This window comes from Candidatus Nomurabacteria bacterium (assembly GCA_020631975.1).
Lineage (GTDB): Bacteria > Patescibacteriota > Saccharimonadia > Saccharimonadales > CAIOMD01 > JACKGO01.
Genome location: JACKGO010000008.1, coordinates 23150 through 47140 on the forward strand (window position 1 = coordinate 23150; position 23991 = coordinate 47140).

The following is a 23991-nucleotide window of genomic DNA, read 5'->3' on the forward strand; positions in this document are numbered from 1 at the left end:
AAAAAACGCCCCGTGTGAGACGCTTTTTAATTGTGCATATATATTTTTCGTATATTCAACAGAATTTTCTGGTATGTATACTACTGCGTTTGCCGTTTTAGCTCTTGCAAGTTACGGCCTATGATGCCAACTGCTGTTAAAGGATTTTGGGCTTCTGCAGGTGGCTCATCGTTTTCTGCAACCGGGAATGTATCGCTTACTACAAAAACCTTATTTTTATCTTCATCCATCGCTCTTCTTATCTGACCTGCATTTTGTATCCAATTACCTGCATTACAGGCAACAAGCACAGATTCTGCACCTTTTGTGATCTTTGCCACTTCGGCAGAAATTTCATTACCGCTGGTAGTCTCTGGAGTAGACAAATCCACTGTTACGTTTGTTGATGATTCTATCAAAGGCTTAATGACGCGCTCCATGTAGCTCGCTTCTGTGTCGCCTTCAAGAACATCGCTACCTTCAGCTGTGCGCATTTCACGCATTCCGGCAACTAGATTAACTTCTAAAATCTCAGTACCATTTTGTAGTGTTTCTATAAGTACTTTTGCCCTACGCATCATCCAATTACGAACACCCCCAGTAATAACTGCGGTTTCAAATAAGTGAGGTACTAATCGGTCTGGATTTTCATAATTGCGAAAAGATGGTTCTAAAAGACCCGACTGTTTCACCCATTCAATCGCAAATCTTTTGCCATCCACACCTGGTAGTATTTCTTCCATGGCAGGAATATTGTCTTGCAGTGTTTTTGCTGGACCTACAATCGAAATAAGCTCACCAAGCGATGCAACATCCCATCCATTTTCGGGCTTTTCTACACCAAATACTTTAGCAAGCTCATCAACTATTGGACCATCGATACCTGCAATCTGCTCGATACGGTGTCTGTTAATATCAAATGAGTTAAATGGTATTAATTTAGTCGGATCTGTTTCGTGAAATGGTGCCTGCTCATGGTTATTTTGTGTCATCGTTATATTCCTTTCTTAACTTATGATTTAGTTTTTTATTTTGTTACAGTTAATTATTAATATATCACACTTATGCTTATTTGTCAATTTCATTGATTAATCCACTTGCGTAGTCAATTGCCCACTGTGCAGCATCACGCACATTTGGGTCCTGCATATTATACCTATAGCCCCTAGGAACTCCATTGATACGGTGGGGTAATAGCCACGTACTGCTACCTTCTGGGTATACCATCAGTCTTTTAGGACTACTATACTTACCCAGCACAGCTACTATACCTAAACTTTTTAGCACAATATCACTATGCCCATGCCCTAGCTCGGGCATGCTCGACATCGTTTCTTGCATAGCTGTCATAATACTACCTCTTGCTAAGCGCCTGTGTTGCTCTACAACACTATTTCGTCGTGCGTACGTTAAGGCACTGGCACCTTGCGTGGGGTCATCCGATGGTTCGTGCTCTTCTAGCGCAGACAAAAATGTAGATACTGCTGGGTCATTCTGATTATGTCTTAGCTCATCATTTGTCATTAAAAAGAAAGATCTCGGCTGTATACGTAACCCATGGGTCAGCATCGCAAAATATTGATCATGAACTGTAACTTCATATGGTTCTATAGCTGTTTCTTGCACATAAGGCCTATCGGGGCTTACCCGCGTAGCAAGCTCATAGACAGCTTCGTATAGTTCGTTGCCAAGTCTATCTGAACCTATGCCAATATCGTGGCCATTAAATATGATCCCGTTAGGGTCTCTTTCTCTTCTTTTAGCCATCTATTCCACTTTCGTTTTCTGTAGCAATATTTCCGAGATCTTTAAGTACGGTCATGACGGTATATCTTTCAATATCGCCAGCACCTTCAAAAGGTGCGTCGTCTAAGCCTTCTTCCGCATTTAATTGTTGCGCTCGCGTGAGTGCGTCATCCCTTGAACCATAAGTTTCAACTAAGCGTGTTTCGGGTACGCCAGAGTTTGTTAGTTCGTAGTAAACGCCAAATTGTTCGTTGCGTTTGTTCATAATTATTCTCCTAATAATACTTTTAGTAATTCGTTTTCGGTTTTTAGGTTTTCATTTTCTACACGCAGGGCCTCTACTATTTCATAGAGTGTTTCACTACTGGTGATTGCAGCGTCTGCAATTGTTGCGCCTTTCATACAAAAACTCCTTTATAAACCGATTAGTAATATAGTATTACGCATTATATACAATTTTTGTACTTATGTCAATAGTATTTTCACTATTGTTTTAATTTATTTATCTGTTTTTTTATAATTGTGAATTATTATTTCACATTTTAGGTTTTTTGTGCTATACTACTTGCATGATAAATTTAAGCGCTGCAGGTCTTAACCCAACAGAGGCACACGTATACCAAGTATTGCTCTCTAAAAAAGAGTGGAAGCCAGCCGACCTTGCCAAAAACGTCGGCGAATCACGCACAAATATGTACAAAATACTAGATAAATTAACAGCTCTAGAGCTAGCTATTAAGTTTGATAAAAGCAATAAAATCCATTACAGAGCCACCAACCCCACGCGCTTGGTACAGCTTGCGCAAGAACATCGCGCGCAGTTAGAGCAATCACAAAAAGAACTAGAAACCAGCACCCAATCACTACTTAATGAGTTTATTAAAACGCACGAACAGCCCGGTGTACGTTTCTTTATGGGTAAAGATGATATAGAACGTGTTTACCAAGACCAAGTAAACGATCAAAAACCTATCTATTTTATGCTTTCACCTAAAGCGATTGATTTTTATGGATATGCGCAGATGCATAAACTCCGTATGCTTGCGGTTAAAGCCAAAATACCTCGCTTTGCAATAACTCCAGAAAATACACGTGTGCCTAGTAATTATGAAGAAACAGATAAAGCATACTTATTAACTAGAACGTGGTTAGAAGCAAATGACTACACCGCTTCGTTTGAATGGGGGGTGTATGGGGATAAAGTCTACTTTGTTACATTTGGAGAAGACGCATTGGCAATGATAATAGAAAGTAAAGCTATGGCAGAAGGATTTAAACAAATTTTTAGCATTATTGATTCTAGACAGCGCAGCAAACCAAGTTATGCACGCCTACCAAAAACCTATAAATATGCTTAATTTAATTCTTGTAAAACGCTTTCACTAAATATAATTCGTCCTAATTCACCATAGGCACGCCTTACGAGCAAGTTGGGAGTAGCTGCAGGTCCACAGCTTTCTACATCAAATGAACGACCGGAATGTCTTATTACAGATAGAACATCTTGTGTAGTCCTGTGTATATATGGATTACCTGATACAAATAACACTCTTGCGCCATCTTCTATATTATCCTGCGTTAACCAATCTAGCGTTGTAGAAGCCGTCGTGTGTCTTGGTGCGCCTTGAGGGCGCGATACAGCATTAGCATTAATGACATTAAACACCTCTTTATCACTACGTAATACTCGTTTACTCACTAAATTGTGACTCTTTGGCAAGAGCCCGAGGCGCAAATGTACCTGAGAAAGTATTAAGTTGCCAAAATGCGCCACAGCCGCCTCTCGCAAGCTGTCTGACTCTGTAAGCATACTTTCACCGTTGCTTGTTTCGCCCTCTTGAATAGGTCTTGTGCCACCAAGCAGTACTATACTTTGTTCACTAAATAGCTCAATCTTGTTAGACTCTATCTGCTCATACACAAATTTTAACCTATCTAGATTACTGGAATGCACACCACCTAGTACCAATACTCGATCATATGTACCACCGGTTGGATATACGGCTTGCGTCATACCCATATTTTCAAATATATGCAAAGCTTGTATCTGGTCTTCTGCAGAAAGGTGTAATAGTGTTTCAGGATGAAAATGATCACCACGTACGAGTGGCTGCGTTGCGGACACTAAATCATCACCTGGCTCAATTAGTATGCCGGCAATGTCCAGTAAACGAGATATTTCTTCAGAGTACTGCTGAGTGAACGCTGAACTGTTTATATCGTGAGCTTCGGGGCTCGGTTTCATATATAAAATATAGCAGATTTTTGCTTTTTTGTCAATGTTTGGTCTTTTGTAGTTATTTGACTATTCTGGGCTGATCTACAAATGTGTAAACTAGCAAAAACAGATTAATAAAGGCAAAGTTAAACAAAAAATCTTCTATTGGTATATCGCCAATTTTAAAGCCAATAATAGCATCTGGGCCATAAGTAATAATAGGCAACATTGTAAGAAGTGAATTAAATACTAAAAAGAGCCCAAGGAGCACAACCTGAAACGTCCAAAATCGCCACGTATAGGCAATACGTGAAACCGCTGCCACTAAAACAGCAATAATAGCTGCAATTGCAACCGAGCGTGTATAGCCATTACCCCAGTAATTCACCAGTAACCATACCGAATACCCTGCCGTGATACCAAAAGCCAATAGTGGAAAGAAGCCAGCCGTAGCGCGGTCGGTAACATATTTTTTGACCACTCCCCAAACATAAATCATCGCGAATGGCACAGTAATAAAGAATAAATATTCTTCTAGTGGTACACCAAACAGGTACGGCCCTGTAATGTAGGCCACGTTAAAGCCCCAGTGACCCGCTTGCGCTGCCCATATGTCCCACAGCATAAACGGTACGCTCACTAATAAAAATCCAGCTAACAAGCCACGTACGTGACGGTGTGGCTTTACATCTGTCGTAAAGCTCAGTACCAAAACTGGCAAAAAAACCAGTAGATTAAATAAGTAATATGTAAATTCACGCATGGATAGACCTCACTAACGCCCGTACCACCACACGGCTTTTACTTGGTTTTATCTTTTTATCAAACACTATAAAAGGATTTTTTGCAATAGCTACCGCTGTCCAGTTGTACATATCAACTGCTGTACGCAGTGCGATTCGCTGCGATCGCGGTATGTATTTCATGCCTTTATCTGCCTGTTTTTGCCATTTTGTATAGTACGCAAGTTGGGCTTCTATAAATTCACGAAACGCTGCTGGGTGCCGATACACATCTTCTTTAGAAACACTCGGAAGCCCGTATTTCTTGAGTTCGCTCGCTGGGAAATATGCCCTCCCCAGCTGATTATCCTCTGCGATATCGCGTATAAAATTGATATATTGCATAGCCCTGCCTTGCATACGAGCCGCTTCGTAGCCCCGCTCTGGTACACCGATTATTTTTGCCATCATGAGCCCAATAACTTCTGCAGAGCCGTACATGTAAGCAATGATGTCGTCTAATGTTTTGTATCTTTTTTTTCCTAAATCTTGTTCCATGGCGTCTAAAAATGCACTCACCCACTCTTTAGAAAAATCATACTTTTTGTATACGTCATACATATTAGTTACAGCCAAGCGAATATCTGAATTCATTTTTTTAGACGGTTGCTTATTTATATTCACCAATGCGGTCCACGCTTTTTTTAATTGAATAAAAGATTTTTTATTCTGTGGCTTGGCATCTACAAAGTTATCGGCAATACGTACAAAACTATAAAGTTTAAATACGTCTTCTTTTGTCTGCTCTGGAAAGAATACGCTACTCCAGTAATATGTTGTGCTACCTTGTTTAAATATCTCTTTTTCTCTTGTCACTGGCGAACCCTTTCGCCCACCACTCTTGCAATAATTTTACCAGATAACACTACCATTGGCACGCCCGTACCTGGGTTTGTGTATTGCCCTACATAATATAAATTCTTTAATTTTTTACTTTGCATACGGGGCCTAAACATCGCACTTTGGCCTAGTGTATGCGCTAAACCAAAGGCATTGCCCTTATACGCGTTAAATGTTTCTGCAAAAAAGTCCATCAGAACAACTTTTTTAACCACAATATGTTTGCTAATGTTTGTTTTTGTACGAGCTTCTAGGCGAGCGATTAAACTTTCTACTAGTTCATTTATTTGATCTTTTGTTGGGTGCAAGCCATTCGCAAGCGGTGCGAGCATAATAATATTTTCTTTCCCTTTTGGTGCTACCGTAGGATCTGTCTTACTTGGGTTAGAAACATAAAAAAGCGGGCGGAGCGACCATTCTTTTTTTGAAAATACTTGGTCAAAATGACCATGCCAGTCTGCATCAAAAAACATTGTATGATGCAACAAACCAGGCACTACTTTGTCTACCCCCAAGTACACCAACATAGCAGACGGTGATAGTGTTTTTTTGGCCCAGTACTTTTCTGGATACGATTGGTAGTTTCTTGGCACCAGCTTTGTTTCTACGTGATGATAATCGGCGTTCGCTATAACAGCATCAAATTGGTGCTTAACACCAGCAACTTCAACATGCGATACGGAATGCTGTGTCGTATGAATTCTGGTAACTTCTGCGTTATACACAAATGTTGCGCCCTGTTGTTTAGCAATCGTCTCAAAACCTTTTACCACAGCCCCAAAACCACCCATTGGGTACCATATACCAAGGCTCAAATCGACGTGACTTAATAAACTATAGACTCCCGGAATATTCTGTGGGCTGCCACCCATAAACACTGTCATGAATTCGAGAATTTTTTGAATATCTTGGTTGCGTGACGTTTTTTTAATACGGCTATGGTACGAAAAAAACAATTCCGGATTCGCAAGCATAGACAGTGCTTTACTATCAATTGCGTCTATTGGTGAGATATAGTCTTTTTCTAGTAGGTGTTCACGAATGTGTCGGTATTCTTTGCCTGTTTTTTTAAGCAGTTGCTTTACTTGCTTGGCTGCACCTGGTTCAAGATCGTCAAATACCGCCAAGCCACCTTCATCTACCGGACTAACATCGTGCGACGTTGTATTGTTATACACCCGATACGACGGAAGGAGTTTTTTTAGTTGGTAGTATTTTTCTGATGAAGTATTAAAATCTGTAAAAAAATCTTCAAATACATCTGGCATCATGTACCAACTTGGCCCCATGTCAAACGTAAAGCCTTTGTGTTTATATACAATTGCCCGGCCACCTGGCTGACTGTTTTTTTCGAACACTGTAACATCATAGCCATCGCGCGCTAAATATGCGGCAGCGCTTATGCCGCCAAAACCAGCACCAATTATTGCTATTTTTTTCTTCATACTCTATTTAGTATACCTTTTAATGTCATCAATTGTGCTACGTGTTACGCACGAGAATGTATTGAGCAAGATCTATAAGAAATTGCTTTGCTTGTGGCACCCACGTTGTTTCGCTACTAATAGCGGCTATTGCTTTTTTGCTAGACTGTTCTGCTTGTTCTTTGGTGTAATCTAGCGCACCTGTTTTTGTAATAATGCTTTGGCATTTTTCAAAATCGTGCATGGTAAGTTGTTGGCTGCCAAGACATGCTTCTAGAAAATAACTGTCTGAAGCATTAGCTTTTTCTAGGGCTGCGAGTACCATTAATGTACGTTTACCTTCTTTTATGTCGTCTAGCGGACTTTTGCCTGTCATATCAGATGAGCCAAAAGTACCAATAATATCATCAACAAGCTGAAACGCCCGCCCCGCATGCAAACCATAGTCTGCCAGCTTTGCCATGTCTGCTTTGCGAGCTCCGGCCAAAATACCCCCAAGCTGCAAAGGATTTATAAATGTATAGTACGCCGTTTTCCATTCTAAAATATGGTTTACTTCTTCTGAAGATGCAGCTCCATTAGACTCTACAAAAATGTCCATTGTTTGGCCATGAGCGGTAACAATAAAACATTTATTAACATTCTGTAGGGCCTTAATACGAATATCTGCTGAGGTTGGCAACGTAGCTATAAGGTTAGCAGCGTAATGCTGAGCAATCAAAAAACTGTTTATAGCCATTGCTTCACCAAAGTGCAAAGAATCACCTTTTAAGTGCTTTTTAACATGAAAATCACGCATTTGAATATGTGCTGTTTTGCCACCACGGCGAGATTCTGATCTATCCTGAATATCATCCGCGATTAAAATATAGGTGTTGAGCATTTCTAGAGCGCACGCTGCTTGGGTAATCATTGGTTGATTATCGCCTTCAAACAAAGCATATGCCGCCATTGCCAGTGAGCCACGAATACGCTTACCACCCTTCAGTAGTACAGCCGCGTACGCTGCGACCACTTCTTTTGGTACTTCACCAAACTGTTCGTTTGTATCTGCAAGCAGATGCTCACTTATGCGCTGCAGCTCTGTATCAATAGTATGTTTATGGGTGCTTAGTTGTTGCTTAAAAAGTGTAAAATCTGTGGTCTCAATTGTATCTGTTGGCTTTGGCATGATACTACCTGCTTGTCTTTCCTAGGCCAGCTGCAACTCCCTTTCTGCAGCTGCAAAAAAGTCTTCTAATGACGCGTTGTTTTGTAAATGTATATCGGCTATCTGGCCAATTTGTGTAATATTAAAATCGGCATCACTCAGGCCACTTGCAAGTTCTTTTTGTTCACGCTGCTTAAAAGCTTCTAACGTTATGCGCGCTTCGCCGTCACGATGGCGTGATTGCATACGGATAAAACGCAATTCTAGAGGGGCATCTACAAATACTATCGTGCCCCCTTTTTCTTTTATGGCTTTGGCTTCAGCCAAACTGCGTATTCCAGTAATGACGGCACCTGCATAGGTACGAATACTATTTTGGTACCTGTCTAGTGCCCTATCTACTAGCACTCCGCCACCGTAAGAGTGACGTAATTCGTTGCCTACATCATATAGCACGGGGCGTTCTACCGAACCGCGCTGTGACTGAGCGATTTCTCGCACAATATCACCCGTACTTATATGCATTAGACCAAATTTTTCTTGCAGGTGATCGGCAAGTGTGTCTTTACCACTAGACAGCGTTCCAGATAATCCTATAATCATATGCTTTTATATTACCGTATATAGTCGAGTAATCGCTTACTTTCTTTATGTTTACGAAGTTTTGCCAACGCTTTGGCTTCTATTTGGCGAATACGTTCACGGGTAACACTAAATTCGTGACCTACTTCTTCTAGTGTATGGTTTTTGCCATCGTCAAGCCCAAATCGCATACGGATAATTTTTTGTTCACGCTCACTTAGGCCGCTTAGAAGTTCTTGCACGTGCTCTTTTAATAGCTGATTCGTAGCTGATTCTTCTGGCGTTACTGTGTCTTCGTCTTCTACGAAGTCACCAAGTACAGAATCTTCTTCATCATCACGTACCGATTGATCAAGTGAGTGAATATCTTGTTTAATCTTCATGATATGCTCAACTTTTTCAACTTCCATTTCCATTTCTTTGGCAATTTCTTCGTTGGTTGGTTCGCGGTTAAGTTCTTGCGTCAAACGGCGCTGAGTACGAAGTAACTTATTAATCGTTTCTACCATGTGTACAGGAATACGAATCGTTCGTGCTTGGTCAGCAATCGCTCGGGTAATTGCTTGGCGAATCCACCACGTTGCATACGTACTAAATTTAAAGCCTTTGTCTGGGTCAAACTTTTCTACCGCACGCAACAACCCCGTATTACCTTCTTGAATTAAGTCTAATAAATCTAACCCACGGCCAACATATCGCTTGGCTATAGAAACAACAAGGCGCATATTGGCCTCTGCCATTTTGTCTTTAGCGCGTTTATCGCCCGCCACCACTTTATGGGCCAAAGCAAGCTCTTCTTCAGACGAAAGTAGCGGTATTTTACCTATTTCACGTAAATACAAGCGCACCGAATCATCAGAAACATCGTCAAGCAACGCTGCTTGGGTAGTCATAATTTCTTCTTCGTCTTCTGCCTCCCACTCGTCTTCTACCTTGGCGATTACTTCTAGTGGTGGATCTTCATGCCCATTTACTTCAATACCAGCGTCTACCAATTCAGAGCTAATGGTGTCGTATAGCTCAATATTATCGGCTGCTTCTGGAATCATGGCCAATATTTCTTTATATTCTATTTTGCCGCTTATACGCGCTTTTTCTAATAATTTACTTTTTTTGTCAGTCAAATCTGCAGGTTTATCTACCACTCTATGATTGCCCTTTCTTTAATAGTTGATTGAATTGTTCTAGCAATGTGTTTACTTTTTCTTCGTCGCCAGCCTCTTCTGCCTGCTTAATCTGCGCAGACAAAAGTTGTCTTTGGCTCACAAAATATTTTGATTTTAGTTTTTCAATTAAATCTTGCAGCTCTCGCAATCTTTCGTTGGCATCAAAGCCAACTGCGTAGAGTTCTTCTGCTTTCAGTAGTAGTATTTTGACATAGTCTTCGACATCTTTCAAATCATCAGGTATAGAATCTGTAATTGTAACGTGAGGATTTTGGCTCACATACTCAAATACGCGTTGGCGCTCTGGGGTGCTAAACACAAAATAGGTAGTATCTGCCGTTTCTAAAAACCGCCGCGTTATTGGGAACATAACTAGTAGTGATAGCAGTTGATCTTGGTATGCTTCTTGGTCGTGGCCGAGCGTAGGCGCATCGTTTTTGCGCTTTTTTAGGCTGGCTTTTTCGCCAGATGCCATAACCGCTAACTTGGTTTTTATGGCAGATTCACTCACACCTGCAATTTCTGCTAATACTTTAATGTAGTGATCTTTCTCTACAGAATCGTGCAAACTATTCACAATATGCGCCAAGGCATCACTAAACTTTCGTTTGCCACTAGCGCTGGTAATATCAAACTGCTCTTTGTACCTATCAATCAGCCAATCTACTGCGTAAACAGGCGAATGAATCGCTTCTTCCCATAGCGCAACATTTTTTTGAATGAGCTCGTCAGGATCTTTACCTTCTGGGAGCGAAACAATAGAAAGTTGTACACCTGCAGCCTGAGCAACATCTATGGCACGTTCGGCTGCAGCAACACCTGCTGCGTCTTGGTCAAAGCAAAGCCGAATATCCGTCGTCAACCGCTGTAAGGCTTTAATCTGAAAACCCGTCATTGCAGTACCGGCCGTCGCGACAACGTTTTTATAGCCTGCTTGGTGCGTGCTAATCACATCCATATTGCCTTCTACAATCACCACAAAACCACTCGTTCTGATAGCTTCTTTGGCTGCGTGTAAGCCAAAGACGTGGCGACTTTTGTCATATAAAATTGTCTGTGGAGTATTAATGTATTTAGGACCACTGTCTTCTTTATGTAAAATACGTGCTGTAAAACCAAGTGGGTTCCCTTGGGCATCATATAGCGGAATAACAATTCTACCCCGAAACATATCATTCACTTTGCCGTAGCGATCATTCGCAAGCCCAGCAAGTTTCATGTCATGAACAGACACACCTTTTTTGGTCAATGCATCCACAAGTGCTGTACCAGTGTTTGGTGCGTAGCCAATGCCAAAGTCGGCGATAGTTTGGCGGCGTAACGCCCGTGTGTCGGTTACGTAGGAGAGTGCCGATGGGCTATGCAAGAGCGATTGTTGGTAATACCGTACCGCCATAGTCAAAGCAGCTTGGGCAGCATCTTTTTTCTTACGCATACCACCACCATCGCCTTTATCGTACAAACTCAGGTCTACACCAGCGCGCCGAGCCAATATTTCTAGCGAACCCCTAAAGTCTACACCTTCCATTTCCATAATAAAGCTAAACATATCACCACCCCTGCCAGAGCTAAAATCATGCCAAATTTGTTTTTCTGGGCTAACGATAAAACTGGGTGTACGCTCAGATGTAAACGGACTCAGACCTTTAAAATTGCGCCCAGAACGTTTTAGCTCAACATATTCAGCAACCACATCTTCTATACTTAAACGTTGCTTAACCTCTTCTACAGCATCCATGCTATAAGGGTATAGCGTTTATTGCCTAGCGTAAAGACCGTGTCGCGCCTTACTCGTAGCCCACTGTGCGCTATACTATTTATGCTTTTATTCCACATTACCAAAAGTTTCATCTATAATCATATAGTAATGGACCAAAACAACTACGAATTTATCATGAACCAAACATCGCAAAAAAAACCATTGTTTGGTGGTAGTAAAAAACAACGCATCATTATTATTGTGGCCGGAGCAGCACTAGCGTTATTGCTTGGCATATTACTGGTCACGGTGATATCTGCCAGTAGTAAAAATACGCAAGAAGTACTAGCGCCGGTTGGTGGTGCCCAAGCTGATATTATCGCAATTACAGAAATAGGCGCCAAAGAGGCGCGAGACACAGCCACTATTAATAAAACTGCTTCTGTTAGCTTAACCGTATCATCACAAAATGCCGCTATCATGGGGCAACTCGGCAAAAATGCCAAAAAAATAATCGCCCCATACCAAAATAGTGGCTATGAAGCAGTGCTAGATGATGCCAAAAATTCTGGTTCGTTTGACAAAACCTACCAAACCATTCTTACTGAACGGCTAGATTTATACCGCCAAACCCTTGTAACTGCCTATAGTCAAACAAAATCTGCCAAGCTTAAAAAAGAGCTCGAATCGTACTATGCCCAAATTGGTGTTATCTTGGGCGAACCCACCACCCCAAAGCAGTAAAGCAGTGAAAAGTATATAAGTTAGTAAGTGAGTAGAGTGCTGCTGTATCTTAATACTTAGCAGCTTACTCTCTTCTATACTTACCCACTTACTACTAAATTGTAGCTATGGCGAATAAGGTCTTGCACTTCTTCCCATGTAAGCTGACCAGTTAAAATAATCGTGTTCCAGTGCTTTTTGTTTAAGTGGTAGCCCGGCAATACCGTTTCATACTTTTCGCGGAGTACAACCGCAAGTTGTGGGTCGCATTTTAAGCTCAATCGTAAGGGTGTGGTGTCTTCTGCAATCAGCGCAAACATCTTTTGCCGCGCTGCTTCGTCGGCACCAACTTTATATACCGCTACACCTTTGCCAAATGGGTAATCGAGCACTGCACCAGGCATGCTCAAAATGTATTGTTCGACAGTTTTGTGTTCCATCTTTACACTAGTTTACCGCAAATATTCATCTGTTTACAGATACTTGTAAATAACCTCCTATATACTATTCAGTTTCACGTGTGATACTTAATGACGTGTTCTTCTTGTGGTATAACGTGACCGTGGGAAGAAATTCCTTTGGCCTCTTGGGCCACTGTTGCCACCATTATTGGATTGGGCTGGTTGTTTACGCCTAAAACCTCGTCCGCCATGTTGAGTAGTTTCCTTACCTTTGCTTCGCTGTCTTTTAGGTATAATGCTAGCTGTTGGGTCTTTTGGTGGTAAGTTCGCATCTTCTAGCGGCCTATCTGTAACACCAGACTCTATATTTGTTGTTATGATTGGTGTGATTTTACCCCGATATTTTTGTACACCATATAGGCCAGTAGCAATACCGCTACGTGACACGCCTCTCTGTCGTCTTGTGCCCATGAATCTAGTAGTACCACCCATGCGAATTCTGCCTGTTTTTGACGATTTGCCAGCCATTTGTGCCATAAGTTTAGTACTGCCAATGCCCGTCGCTGTAACATCTTCAAATGATTCTCCATTAGACACTTTTACTCCGTTTGTACCATGCTTTGGATTTGGGTATTGCGATGATTTCCTTCTTCTAAAAGGAATAATTATTGGTACTATCACAATTGAGCTAGGTTGGTCTTCTTCTTCATTTACGACACCCGTTTCTGGTTCACTCACTACATTATTCTTTGCTGTTATAATTGCCTTTACATATCTATCTCGCTTCAAGCCTGCCAGTGTTTCTCTTGCATCCTTGGGCAGCTCTTGTGGGTTTCTGTTATAAAGCGAGACTAAATCAACTGTACGTATACCCATCGTATCAGCAAGTTGTTCTATATCTTTGTTAAGCTGTTTATCTTGCGTTTCTATACCCTTGGGTTTTTGCATAACATCAATCACTTGTTCATATTCTTCAGCACTCAGTTGTTGCCTCAATAGAGCAGTGACAAGTTTTTCTACTGCTTTGGCACGAGTTAGGGCAAGTGCTTCGTTTTTAGCACTGTCTATTCCTAGACCGGGATTTTCACCACCATACATATATGCATAGTCATCTTCGTCTGATGCGCTACCGATAAAACGAATGTCAGTTATTTCACTATCATTCTGTATAAGATCAGTTATTGTGTCTGCAATTTTTTGCACTTGTGCCATGGCTACTGGTTTTTCTGCCATTGCATCTTTGTCAAAAAGACGAGCCCACTCCATAAGCGCTACCCTTAGCTGTTCCTTGACTATTTCTTGGCTTGATTCTGGCGTACCTGACTTAGTGTCTTTAGCATCATCTGGTTGCTCTGCAATCTCTACACCGGGCAACCTCAGTGTCGCATCTCCGGGTAAGATATCAGGCAAACCTATACCAATACTCGCTTCATGGCTTCTTGTTTGCATCGTTGCAACAGTAGTAAAACCAGTGTGTTCTGGTGCACTATTGTTCTGTTGTGTAGCACCCATACTGGCAAGTACAGATAAAGCCACGGAGCCAAACCAGCGACCTATGCGCCATCGTCTTTGATTATTATCTTGTTCTGTAGTAGATACCTGTTCTATTGTGTGTGATAAGGGAGTTCCTTCTCCATATGTTGACATTATTTTATTTCCTTTTTGATATGTTTTTGTTTGTAATTGTATGATTATACATTAGCACAGTTTTGCTTATTTGTCAATTATAAGTTTAAGGTTTTGGCTGACGCACGTTACAAATAACGAGCGCCGTACCCAAAAACTTAAATGGCTTACTGCTTGAAAGGCCATCCACTATTCTTTGACATTAGTTGTCAATTGGAGCCGAATGAGAGGCTTACATCAAATGAGGGGTTCCTAGTAGACAGCCTGTTATCAAGCAACCAAGCCAAGTTTTTAACGAGCTTACTCTATAAATAAGCCCTGCCGTGAGCCAAATAGTCTTTAGCTCACGTATAGGGGTCGTCTATTTATGTACTAATTTTTCTACAGCGCGACATACCATTAAACCTATTCTCATTATCAATAGTTTGATATATACATAGTCGCAAGTTTAGCGCTTTACATCATTAAGTATTAGCTCGCCCATACCAAAATCTAGCGTTGCGGAATGATGAGGAGTCGGCTCAGCCTCATTTGCATGAAAATGTGCGTAATGTTCTGATACGTATCGTCTTGTGCGGTCACCATTGGCAATCAATTGATATAGTCTGTCGCCTTCTGGCAAGCTGCGAACAAGCTCTTCTCCGTGTGAGTGTGTACGCATTGCTTTATGAATAGCGCCTAGGCCTTCCATTGGGTCCGGTAAGCGTTCAGTGGTCCATAATAAATCTCCATAATATGGATCCTCCCAAGCCATCGCTATGCCCCCTAGAGAAATATAAAGTTTATATTCATCAGATATTTGTGTTTCTTTCCAATCTTCAAACGCTCCAGGCTCAAGTAGGTCACCCCTTAAAGCCGAACCGATGCCATTTACTTCTTGTTCAACAATAGTATGCCCAGGTGCTTGGTTTACAATATGGTAATTGTCACCTCGCCCAGCGGCACCCCAAGGTACAAGTAGCGTAGGTTGCGTACCGTGGTATTCGGAAATATCCATAGGCAGATCGCGTGTATGTGGGTAGCGGGATAGCCAATTGTGTAACAAAGCATCCAAGATAAATGATTGATTAATTGCCACACTATATTCACGCGAGAAACTAATTCGCCTATGAAGAGGCAACAAGCTCTCTCCGGCGAGTAACACGTCTAAATCTCTAGGGGGCACACCATCTGCTTGGCGAACAGACGATCCATGAACTAATAATGTATAGTCTTCAAGATCCCGTTGTATTGATGCTTTTTCTGATGCAACACCATTACCGCGCCCTTGTGTATGTATACTATTTTGTATTGATTCTAATGTACTATTTCTTAATATTTTCATTAAATTCCTTTCGCCGTTTTCGGCTCGTCAGTGCGGATACACATCCGCAGAGGGTTGGGGTGGGCGCTTACGAGGGCGCCACACCCCTTTGTGATTGCCCAAAGTGGGCTTTGATGCGCTTATCACAAAAGCGCTGGCGGTTTACCACTGATACGATCTGGGGTAAACTTTGCTTTCGGGTGCAGGGCACACCCACACATCGGATCGGTAGGGCTCCATGAGCACTACCGCTTGTCCGTTGGTGCACGACGCTCCGCCCTCTAGCACTGCCGGGGGCTGTTCGCCACTGTAGCAGTAGGACGGGCTACCTGGCACGGGCAGCCCTCCGGCACAACGTTCTCTGGCCTGCTCTTCGATGAGGGCCGAGTTCAGCGGGATAAAAATAGCCCCACTGATGATAGCTGTGATGGCTAGTACCGTCATAGCCACCTTATCCCTCGCTACTAACGCCATGATTGCCATGGCCAGCAGCACGGCGGTCAATGTAAGTACTGCATATGCAGCATCGTACAGGGACATTGTAGCCCCCTCCTCCCAAACAAATCTGTGCTCACATTTTGCAAGCAGGCTTCAGACTGGTTGGGTTGCCAACTGCTAAATTGTCTTAACAATCAACAATCCAACCAGTCTTTAAAATAATTAATACTTGTTATTAATGTTTCAGCCCACTATCAAATAATGCTGGTGTAGCTATAACTGATCTGTTATTATACAAATCCTCCAGATCAATTAAGTAGGTGTTGTCTTCAGGATGATTGACAGACCATAACATTCCTGCAACTTGTCCTGGTTCAGCTACAAATTTGATCATCATTTCACCATTGTTCAAAAAATATAAAGTCTCTGTTACCTCTAGCCCATTAGTCCCAATGTATCTCGTAACATTGCGCCACTTTTCATGTGGTTCTTTTATAAACACTCCATAAGAAACTAGTGTAGACAGTAGCTCTTGAGTTTTTACCGGCTCGCCCGCCGCCCAACCAGGATATCCATTATTCCCAACCCATACAACTTCACCTTTTTCTGTTTTTTTACCCATTATGCCAATTTCAAAACCTTCATTAACCGCATTTTGCTTATCACCTACTCTTCGTTCATAGAGTTCCATGGTTTCTTCCATTGATACAATTGGTTCAATGATTGGATATTCTTCTGTCTGGTAACGCTTTAAGCCTCGTTTAGTAAGCTCTTCATCGGGCAAATTATGCATAATAGCAACTTCTGAAATACCATGATTTCGTTCATTGATTTTTTGCATTAAACTTGGTGTAACTTCATGCAATCCACCATCAATATCACGTATAATTCCATCGCATAAGATTGTTGCGAAACCACATAAATTACAACCTCCAACATAAGGATCAAATGTTTTACTATAATCTACATGATCACCACCCAACTCAGTATGTGGTGGATCGAGTAGTAGTCTTACTGCATATATACCCGGATGCGTCTTATACAAATCAGCAGGTAAATTATGATGCTGAAAATCGTCTGTTAAAATTCCCTCGCCTAAGATTGGTAAATCAGGAGAACTGGAACGTATAGAATCTTCAATTGCTTCTTGTTTATTCATTACTTATGATATCCTTTCAGGCTACTAGCCTAATATATTTCCTTTCGCCGTTTTCGGCTCATCAGTGCAGACACACATCTGCAGAGGGTTGGGGTGGGCTTATTGAGTTACGTCCTACCCCGCTCTATGCCTGCCCATGAGTTGGGCTTGAACGCGCATGCATAGAAAGCGCGTTTACTATATGACCCTAAGCGAGGGGGTTCCGTTTTATTTACAAGGAAACGGTTTCCTGAACCTCGCCGTCCTAGCACGGCTTCGGTGTACTCGTTGAGTACACGATCTCCTGCCGCTTAAACGGCAGCGGCTTACGCACAACGTCAGTTGGCTTCGCCAATGGACTCACCTCCTTCCGAGGTGTTGTCCGAATAAGCGCCAACTCGCTTCTTCGGAAGTATTTTAGCCGCCAGTTGGGGCGGAAGCAGTTTTAGTAACCCAGTGATGCCCATACTGGGGATTCGTCTAGAGCAGGTGCTCTTCGACGATCCGGACAATCTCGTCGGTGTCGACCACTGACGAGATGCCTGCGGCGATCCGCCGATAGTGGGGCTGCCGCCCCACCCTGGATCAACCTCGCCGAGCGCCGTACCCAAAAACTTAAATAACTTACTGCTTGAAAGGACATCCACTATTCTTTGACACAAGTTGTCAATTGGAGCCGAATGAGAGGCTTGCATCTTAGTAGACAGCCTCTTATCAAGCAACCAAGCCAAGTTTTTAACAAGCTTACTCTATAAATAAGCCCTGCCGTGAGCCAAATAGTCTTTAGCTCACGTATAGGAATTATCTATCTTTTAAACTGTTATATCTATAAGATTTTGTGCTTCTATTTTTTGTGCCAAACTCGTGTGTAAAGTTTCAAAACCAGCATGTGCTTCTTGGGTATGCACTCGAAAATCGGACAGCTTAGGATCTGCATCATCTTGATATTCTAAGCAATTAGAGTATCCAGCCTCATTCCAAGTTACTAATTTTCCTATTACAGAAGGAACCCCTTGACTATCTGAAAATAAACCAAATGCATAGTTGTATGGTAAATAATCACCGGTACCAATTGGACGTACATCGTTGCTACTGGTGACATGTCTACTATGCGACATTCTTAGCGTTGCTGCACGCGGATTATTATTCCATGTAGAGCCGGGTGTATTTAGGTAGGAATCGGTAATTAAATCGTAATCTCTATTGTAGAACCCACGACTACCATCACCCCACTGATCACCATATTCCGAACCAAAACTACTTAAAGTTGTCATTTCCCAACTCATATCAACACTTACCGGCGTTCTAAATAGTAGTGCTGACAAGCCTGCCCGGACACGTCGGTGTAAGCCAGGTTCATCTGGGTTATCAATGGCGTTTAAGTCAACTACAGGCATACTGAACCTATCTTCTAGTGTACCCGTATCTGCACGAACTACCTTGTACAGTGCTGTATTGTCTGCGTCAATTAAAAATTCTTGTATCTCATTTTTCATTATATTACTCCTTATCGACATATGTTGTCATAGCTTTATTGCTATGAATTGTCATTTGTTATACTGTTTAAAAAATCTCTTTCCCATGCAGGTATGTCTTCGTCAGGAGAAGATTGTTGTTGTTCTTCTTCTGATATAGTTTGTAAATACTTACCATAGCGCTGCAGGTTGTCTGATTCTAAAAGCAATGCATCCCACGCCTCTTTAAGTGAAACACCATCTATACTCCTAATGACTTTAAGCTTAGAGCCATCTGGATTATTGTACATAGTTGCCCACTGCTGCGGTGTGCCTAGCAATAAGTCATTGGTATTAAAGCCATTATTAAGCGCATTCCAAATGCCTTTTGTAGCAACGTTTCCTATCCACTGTGCCGGTATTAGTTCTTTTGGTACACCAAAGGTTTCAACACCGTCAATATCAAATGATTCTGGTACAACTTTTACTCGGGCAGATTGACCAGCACCTAGCTGATATCTTGCTGTATTGCCAGCGGCTTCTATGGCTGCTGTCCAAGCTGCTCCGTCTCCAGCGTACTTTCTACCCTTACCCAAGGTGCTAAAAATAGGTAATCTGAGTGTTGATGTTGCAGATTTTTGACTTTCCCAGCCAGTCAGCTGTTTGCTACCTCCAATACCAATGCGATCGGTGAGTGTAGTAGCGACAACCATTGCGTTATTGCTATCTTCTGCAGTAATATCACCAGAATACGCTGCAATAGCGCCCAAGACTTGTTCTGTACGCCATGCATGTCTTTCTCTTGATAAACCACCAGCTATTCTTTCGGCAGCATCCCCAACAATTTCTAAAGATGCTAGCTGTTCTAGTGTCTCTTTTCTTGTATATCCCCAAAAAGGTGATTTTGGGCATGCGTCTGGTAAAATGATATCTTGTTCAATCATTTACTTCTCCTGCATTTAATTATGATATGGGCATGTATTACCCGCTTGATGCCGCACTTAAGAATACCCTTTATATAATGATAGGGTTCTTATTGCCCACCCTGCTATTTGTATGACTTTAAAGGGGGTTGGGCGGCACCAGGCGGGCTCGTTGAACTGCGAGATAGGTGTAACCTACCATATCAACGAGTACGCGCCAGAGGCACTTGAGCTATATGAGCACTCTTATATGAATAGATGGTAAAGCATATAGAATTAACAAGTATATTCGCGTACGTTTCTCGGGCGTACCACAGAACGGGCATGAGTTTCGCATCAAAAGCGAATCATTCCTACAGGACCATGTAAATACACATGTTAGCTCCACAACCGCGAGCATTTAAGCCGCGTACCCACATAATGCGGGAGGGCTCATTTGCCTTGGTAGCTTGCATCTAGTTTATAAGGTGCGATCGATGGATAAGCCTCTCATTCATTCGATCTTGCATACAGTATGTCACGTTTTTGCTTTTTTGTCAATACTTAGCATGTTATTGATAATATTTACAGTGGTAGCATTTGTCATTTTTAAATTGACATTTATAACTATATATGCTAGAATCTAGGTTATGGACATAGAAATAATAAAAAAAGCTGGGCTAACCGATAGCCAAGCTAAAGCCTATATAGCCCTCATAGAGCACGCCGGTTTGTCTGCCGCAGAACTAGCCGAACATATCAACGAATCACGCACCAACACGTATGCAATTATAGATAAGCTTTTTAAGTATGGCCTAATTAGAAAAAAGGATGACGTTAAATACGGTGCAAAGTACACTGCTAACCACCCCGCAGCACTAGAAGAGCTGGCAGAACGTAGGCGCAAAGTATACGTGCAAAATGAAAAAATCATCGAAAATAACATGAACAATCTAATAGATTATTTCTATAAATTTTCTGAAGAACCCGGCGCCCGCATTTTACAAGGTATAGAAGGTATCAAAACTATATACAACGATACCTTAAAAACCAAAGAGAATATATATCTTTTCCGCACAAGAGCCGATGTAAAAATATTAGGTGAAGATTATTATATTGAATACAGAAAAAAACGGGTTGATGCAGGTATAAAAACGTATTCTATAACACCGTTTAGCCCTGAAGGTAAAGCACATGTTAAAGAAGGTTTTGATACACAAAATCTATACTATAGAACGTTCATACCTGATGATATATACACCGCACCAGTTGAGATAGACATATATGGTGATAAGGTGGCCTTTATTGCCTTTGGAGAAACTCAAATGGCTACACTTATAGAAAGCCCCGCGATTGCTATGGCAATGAGGCATATACACGCAATCATAACTGAGTCATTTAGAGAAAAGTCAGAGGCCATGGTATCTTCACTATCGTGATTATAGTACTCCATTACCTTGACGTTCGTTAATAATCATAACTATAATACGCAGTATGACAATTATTCCAGAAGCGTCAAAACCTAACGTAGAACTACCTGAAACCCAACGATCTGAAATTTTATATACAGCTATGTTCTTAACTGCCGAGGCTCAGCAAGAGCTACTCGCTAAGTACCCACCAAAGTATGATACAGTCCATGCAACGCATTCTACCAATGCTTTCAGGGATGCAATACCCCACGGCCCAATTATTGCTGGCATTGAATATACGTTAAAAGTTATTGGGGTTGTAGACAATGGCCAAGTTCAGGTTGTACTTGTAGAAAATCCTTTCTCACAAAAAGCTGCTCCACATATAACGATATCTTGTGCAATAGATCCTGACACGAATAAGCCATATCCACCAAGTATTGCCAATACGGTAATCGAACAAGCAATAGAAGATGGTAGTGTAATCCCAATTACCGGTGTAGAGCTTAATAGCGTTTCTGGCTACTTTACTAAGTCACATACAGTGGTCACGCATTAGATTTAAGCTACTTGTATTAAAATAGGCTATGTATTTATAACCTTTAGGGATGTTTTGCCGACACGTTTGTTCCTCAAAATAGTTAAGTGGTGCGCAGCCATTTCTATAAATTCTCCAAATAAATGCGGGTCACTGCATATCGGAGAAAACGTCTCACGCACATGGTAATCTTTATGCATAATACCTTCGCCATGCCTTTGGCGACTATGCTGCACGCCAACAGTAATCAATGCGGCCAAAAGGGTATTGGGGTCGTTTTCTGGGTTTGTAGCATCTTCACTAAATGTACCGAGATCTAATGCTACATGCCCAGATATCTTTTCTAGATCTAATCTCATAGATACTTTTACATTGCGGGGCTTGCCAGCTTTCGTTACACTAAGGTGTTTACCAAATATTGCCTGCTGGTCAGCTGGCGTTAAAGCCAAACTCCACCGTAATCGCGCCTCTGCTTCGTCTGTTTCGTGTGGGCGTAAAGTCATACCTACCGAATCATTTATTCTAGAAAATGATCTTAAGCCACTATCTCTATCAGATACTGGTAAGTGATCATCTACTAGTGCTGACTCTGCCATCGCATAATTACGAGTCTGATGCTCGATGAGCTTAAGACCCTGGATTACTTGTTCAATTGAATTAATTGTTAGCCTAGCAGATTCAGTGCCATCACGATGATAAAATACTGCATCTTGAGATTTACCAGCTAGGATATCTGCGGCAGGGCTTAATATTTGCGAAACTCTCATTTCTATACCACGCTTAATACCAATAAAATATTCTTTATACACACAGTCATCTTGTGCAAACCATGCTCTTTTTTCCCAATTTAACATATTAGCACGTATGTCATTAATGAGGCTGAATATCTCTTGTGAGGCTTCCCCTTTTCTATCTACTTCCGCTAAATCAATTATTGCCTCACCAAGATGATCACCATATTCTAACGCTAAAAAAGCCTCAAGTACTTTAATTCTTTCGTTTTCATTAGTTTTGTTTAAAGCCTTGCTTAGACGTGCAAAATTACCCAGACTTGTCTGTTCCGAAAAATATTGTGCAAAAATTAGTTGCGACCTCATCGATAATTTGTTTAATTTTATGCCAATTCTAGATTCTAGGGCTATTCGCACTTGTGGTAAGAAGTACACTTCGCAAAATCGTTTAAATTCATCTTCGTTATGTAAGTTTGGGACAAACATATCTTCGCCGAACTCTCCCAGTGCAATAAAAGGCGACGTAATTCCTTGGTATTGAAATGCATATACTCTGCCCCCTGGACCAATAATTGCGCTAATGCCGTCGCTAGACACAGGTATAATGTCAACAATGTCACGCTTGCTTTCATCGTCAACATTATCCTGGTCTCTGAAGCTACCATTCGCACTGGCAGAATAATAGTTATACCTAGTGTCGCCATGTTGAATTTTGCCTAACATCTCGCGACTAGAAGACATAGCTTCGTCTGTAACTATATCAACTAGGGGATTACCTGTACGTTCAGCACTGCCTTTGGTGTGGCTATATATTCTTTCCCATATAGCGTCGCAGGTGCCGCCATATCCCCAATGCGGAGCACCCTCAATAAATAGAGCAACTTCTTTTAGGGTTACTATATTTCCAACGAGACTAACGATGTCTGTATCGCTTAGTAATTCGTCCAACAAACTACTATTTAATCGAGATGCTAACGCATATATCATACCTTGGAGTGTAGTTCTATCACCTAATTTCAAAGCAACCGGAGAGCTTAATATAAAATTTAAATTACTCCATTGTTCGCGCCCTGAATCATTTGAGGCTTGGAATATCAGACCTTCGAGTACACTACCATATATTGAACTAAGCGCTTCGTCTGCGCTTTTAATTGAATCAATATTGCGTAAAAATTGGCCATTATTTTTATCAAAGTATAGATTATTTAGTGCTTCAATATAGTCTCTCAGCAGTACGCTAGAAGTTTCAGGATCTCTATATTGCTGAAAGTTGGGATTATTCTTAATTGAGTATTCGAGGCTTTGATTTAGTTGTCCTTTAGGTAAACTATTTATGTGTACTAAAATATCATTAGTTTCATGTGAATTTAACGATTTAACTCGCCGCATCATCCACGAACGAGACCCCTTTTCTCCGTCAATGTTTTGACCATATTGATTTTGCCAATAGTCAAGAAATGTATCATTTTCTTCTTTGTTTACTAAACAATCAAATAGGTCGTTGAGTTCAATTTGTCTCTCTAGTAAATCCTGTATTGACGTAGCAAGAGGGTCATTTAATCCCTCAAGATAACTATGTACTTCTTGCGTAAAACGACTATGCTTGAAGTCACTTTTAGATTCAGGGTTTATTACTGTTGTCGGCATTGTATATGTTTTTGTTTTAGTTAATTACATATATATTATTAGCACAGTTTTGCTTTTTTGTCAATGTAGTTGTTTGTTTTTTTATGGTAAAA

Annotated in this window: 22 protein-coding genes; 4 read left to right on the plus strand and 18 right to left on the minus strand. The window is 41.4% G+C overall.

Going from position 1 to position 23991, the window contains the following annotated elements; genetic code table 11:
* Positions 1-80: 80 nt before the first annotated feature.
* The 3 genes from H6795_04455 to H6795_04465 all read right to left on the minus strand — a co-directional run bounded on the left by H6795_04455 (position 81) and on the right by H6795_04465 (position 1990).
* Complete coding sequence (locus tag H6795_04455) at positions 81-971, minus strand: hypothetical protein (protein MCB9817745.1); 891 nt, start codon at positions 969-971, stop codon at positions 81-83.
* Between the two features lie 76 nt (positions 972-1047).
* Positions 1048-1746 (minus strand): hypothetical protein, encoded by a 699-nt coding sequence (locus tag H6795_04460; GenBank protein MCB9817746.1) that lies wholly within the window; start codon positions 1744-1746, stop codon positions 1048-1050.
* Positions 1739-1990, minus strand: a complete 252-nt coding sequence (locus H6795_04465) for a hypothetical protein (protein ID MCB9817747.1) — start codon at positions 1988-1990, stop codon at positions 1739-1741. Before H6795_04465 ends, H6795_04460 begins: the two co-directional genes overlap by 8 nt.
* A 304-nt stretch (positions 1991-2294) precedes the next feature.
* On the opposite strand from H6795_04465, the gene H6795_04470 reads away from it, so the two are divergent.
* On the plus strand, positions 2295-3083 hold the full coding sequence (locus H6795_04470; GenBank protein MCB9817748.1) for a hypothetical protein: 789 nt from the start codon (positions 2295-2297) through the stop codon (positions 3081-3083).
* Here H6795_04470 and H6795_04475 read toward each other — a convergent pair.
* Genes H6795_04475 through H6795_04510 form a run of 8 tightly spaced genes read right to left on the minus strand, consistent with a single transcriptional unit; the run spans position 3080 to position 11625 of the window.
* Positions 3080-3970 (minus strand): hypothetical protein, encoded by an 891-nt coding sequence (locus tag H6795_04475; GenBank protein MCB9817749.1) that lies wholly within the window; start codon positions 3968-3970, stop codon positions 3080-3082. The genes H6795_04470 and H6795_04475 overlap by 4 nt on opposite strands.
* A 52-nt stretch (positions 3971-4022) precedes the next feature.
* Positions 4023-4706, minus strand: a complete 684-nt coding sequence (locus H6795_04480) for a lycopene cyclase domain-containing protein (GenBank protein ID MCB9817750.1) — start codon at positions 4704-4706, stop codon at positions 4023-4025.
* Positions 4699-5541, minus strand: coding sequence for a phytoene/squalene synthase family protein (locus H6795_04485; GenBank protein ID MCB9817751.1), 843 nt, complete (start codon positions 5539-5541; stop codon positions 4699-4701). The genes H6795_04480 and H6795_04485 overlap by 8 nt, the downstream gene beginning before the upstream one ends.
* Positions 5538-7010 carry a phytoene desaturase gene (crtI, locus tag H6795_04490; GenBank protein ID MCB9817752.1) on the minus strand — a complete coding sequence of 491 codons (1473 nt, stop codon included), beginning with the start codon at positions 7008-7010 and terminating at the stop codon, positions 5538-5540. Before crtI ends, H6795_04485 begins: the two co-directional genes overlap by 4 nt.
* A 37-nt stretch (positions 7011-7047) precedes the next feature.
* Positions 7048-8160: a polyprenyl synthetase family protein gene (locus H6795_04495; protein MCB9817753.1), complete on the minus strand. Its 1113-nt coding sequence runs from the start codon at positions 8158-8160 to the stop codon at positions 7048-7050.
* Between the two features lie 21 nt (positions 8161-8181).
* Positions 8182-8742, minus strand: coding sequence for an AAA family ATPase (locus H6795_04500; protein ID MCB9817754.1), 561 nt, complete (start codon positions 8740-8742; stop codon positions 8182-8184).
* An 11-nt stretch (positions 8743-8753) separates the two neighbouring features.
* Positions 8754-9845, minus strand: a complete 1092-nt coding sequence (rpoD, locus tag H6795_04505; GenBank protein ID MCB9817755.1) for an RNA polymerase sigma factor RpoD — start codon at positions 9843-9845, stop codon at positions 8754-8756.
* 22 nt (positions 9846-9867) lie between these two features.
* Positions 9868-11625 carry a DNA primase gene (locus tag H6795_04510; protein MCB9817756.1) on the minus strand — a complete coding sequence of 586 codons (1758 nt, stop codon included), beginning with the start codon at positions 11623-11625 and terminating at the stop codon, positions 9868-9870.
* A gap of 129 nt (positions 11626-11754) precedes the next feature.
* Between H6795_04510 and H6795_04515 the strand changes: the two genes are divergently transcribed.
* Positions 11755-12330: a hypothetical protein gene (locus tag H6795_04515; GenBank protein MCB9817757.1), complete on the plus strand. Its 576-nt coding sequence runs from the start codon at positions 11755-11757 to the stop codon at positions 12328-12330.
* 80 nt (positions 12331-12410) lie between these two features.
* Here H6795_04515 and H6795_04520 read toward each other — a convergent pair whose 3' ends face one another.
* The 6 genes from H6795_04520 to H6795_04545 all read right to left on the minus strand — a co-directional run bounded on the left by H6795_04520 (position 12411) and on the right by H6795_04545 (position 19613).
* Positions 12411-12749, minus strand: a complete 339-nt coding sequence (locus tag H6795_04520; protein ID MCB9817758.1) for an MmcQ/YjbR family DNA-binding protein — start codon at positions 12747-12749, stop codon at positions 12411-12413.
* An 87-nt stretch (positions 12750-12836) separates the two neighbouring features.
* Positions 12837-14357, minus strand: coding sequence for a hypothetical protein (locus tag H6795_04525; protein MCB9817759.1), 1521 nt, complete (start codon positions 14355-14357; stop codon positions 12837-12839).
* 427 nt (positions 14358-14784) lie between these two features.
* A complete protein-coding gene (locus H6795_04530; protein ID MCB9817760.1) occupies positions 14785-15660 on the minus strand; it encodes a hypothetical protein in 876 nt (291 codons plus the stop codon).
* Between the two features lie 652 nt (positions 15661-16312).
* Entirely contained in the window at positions 16313-17236 is a 924-nt protein-coding gene (locus H6795_04535) for a hypothetical protein (GenBank protein ID MCB9817761.1), read from the minus strand.
* A 791-nt stretch (positions 17237-18027) separates the two neighbouring features.
* On the minus strand, positions 18028-18711 hold the full coding sequence (locus H6795_04540) for a hypothetical protein (protein MCB9817762.1): 684 nt from the start codon (positions 18709-18711) through the stop codon (positions 18028-18030).
* A 41-nt stretch (positions 18712-18752) separates the two neighbouring features.
* Entirely contained in the window at positions 18753-19613 is an 861-nt protein-coding gene (locus H6795_04545; protein ID MCB9817763.1) for a hypothetical protein, read from the minus strand.
* A 608-nt stretch (positions 19614-20221) separates the two neighbouring features.
* Between H6795_04545 and H6795_04550 the strand changes: the two genes are divergently transcribed.
* Complete coding sequence (locus tag H6795_04550; protein MCB9817764.1) at positions 20222-21010, plus strand: hypothetical protein; 789 nt, start codon at positions 20222-20224, stop codon at positions 21008-21010.
* 55 nt (positions 21011-21065) lie between these two features.
* Positions 21066-21542 (plus strand): hypothetical protein, encoded by a 477-nt coding sequence (locus H6795_04555; GenBank protein ID MCB9817765.1) that lies wholly within the window; start codon positions 21066-21068, stop codon positions 21540-21542.
* A 26-nt stretch (positions 21543-21568) separates the two neighbouring features.
* Here the strand turns inward: H6795_04555 and H6795_04560 are convergent, their stop codons facing one another.
* Positions 21569-23899, minus strand: coding sequence for a hypothetical protein (locus tag H6795_04560; protein MCB9817766.1), 2331 nt, complete (start codon positions 23897-23899; stop codon positions 21569-21571).
* Positions 23900-23991 lie beyond the last annotated feature (92 nt).

Bases quoted from the DNA above. Each gene is read 5' to 3' on its own strand.
- H6795_04455 (MCB9817745.1), bottom strand. From the start codon at position 971: ATGACACAAAATAACCATGAGCAGGCACCATTTCACGAAACAGATCCG.
- H6795_04460 (MCB9817746.1), bottom strand. From the start codon at position 1,746: ATGGCTAAAAGAAGAGAAAGAGACCCTAACGGGATCATATTTAATGGC.
- H6795_04465 (MCB9817747.1), bottom strand. From the start codon at position 1,990: ATGAACAAACGCAACGAACAATTTGGCGTTTACTACGAACTAACAAAC.
- H6795_04470 (MCB9817748.1), top strand. From the start codon at position 2,295: ATGATAAATTTAAGCGCTGCAGGTCTTAACCCAACAGAGGCACACGTA.
- H6795_04475 (MCB9817749.1), bottom strand. From the start codon at position 3,970: ATGAAACCGAGCCCCGAAGCTCACGATATAAACAGTTCAGCGTTCACT.
- H6795_04480 (MCB9817750.1), bottom strand. From the start codon at position 4,706: ATGCGTGAATTTACATATTACTTATTTAATCTACTGGTTTTTTTGCCA.
- crtI (MCB9817752.1), bottom strand. From the start codon at position 7,010: ATGAAGAAAAAAATAGCAATAATTGGTGCTGGTTTTGGCGGCATAAGC.
- H6795_04495 (MCB9817753.1), bottom strand. From the start codon at position 8,160: ATGCCAAAGCCAACAGATACAATTGAGACCACAGATTTTACACTTTTT.
- H6795_04500 (MCB9817754.1), bottom strand. From the start codon at position 8,742: ATGATTATAGGATTATCTGGAACGCTGTCTAGTGGTAAAGACACACTT.
- H6795_04510 (MCB9817756.1), bottom strand. From the start codon at position 11,625: ATGGATGCTGTAGAAGAGGTTAAGCAACGTTTAAGTATAGAAGATGTG.
- H6795_04515 (MCB9817757.1), top strand. From the start codon at position 11,755: ATGGACCAAAACAACTACGAATTTATCATGAACCAAACATCGCAAAAA.
- H6795_04520 (MCB9817758.1), bottom strand. From the start codon at position 12,749: ATGGAACACAAAACTGTCGAACAATACATTTTGAGCATGCCTGGTGCA.
- H6795_04525 (MCB9817759.1), bottom strand. From the start codon at position 14,357: ATGTCAACATATGGAGAAGGAACTCCCTTATCACACACAATAGAACAG.
- H6795_04530 (MCB9817760.1), bottom strand. From the start codon at position 15,660: ATGAAAATATTAAGAAATAGTACATTAGAATCAATACAAAATAGTATA.
- H6795_04535 (MCB9817761.1), bottom strand. From the start codon at position 17,236: ATGAATAAACAAGAAGCAATTGAAGATTCTATACGTTCCAGTTCTCCT.
- H6795_04540 (MCB9817762.1), bottom strand. From the start codon at position 18,711: ATGAAAAATGAGATACAAGAATTTTTAATTGACGCAGACAATACAGCA.
- H6795_04545 (MCB9817763.1), bottom strand. From the start codon at position 19,613: ATGATTGAACAAGATATCATTTTACCAGACGCATGCCCAAAATCACCT.
- H6795_04550 (MCB9817764.1), top strand. From the start codon at position 20,222: ATGGACATAGAAATAATAAAAAAAGCTGGGCTAACCGATAGCCAAGCT.
- H6795_04555 (MCB9817765.1), top strand. From the start codon at position 21,066: ATGACAATTATTCCAGAAGCGTCAAAACCTAACGTAGAACTACCTGAA.
- H6795_04560 (MCB9817766.1), bottom strand. From the start codon at position 23,899: ATGCCGACAACAGTAATAAACCCTGAATCTAAAAGTGACTTCAAGCAT.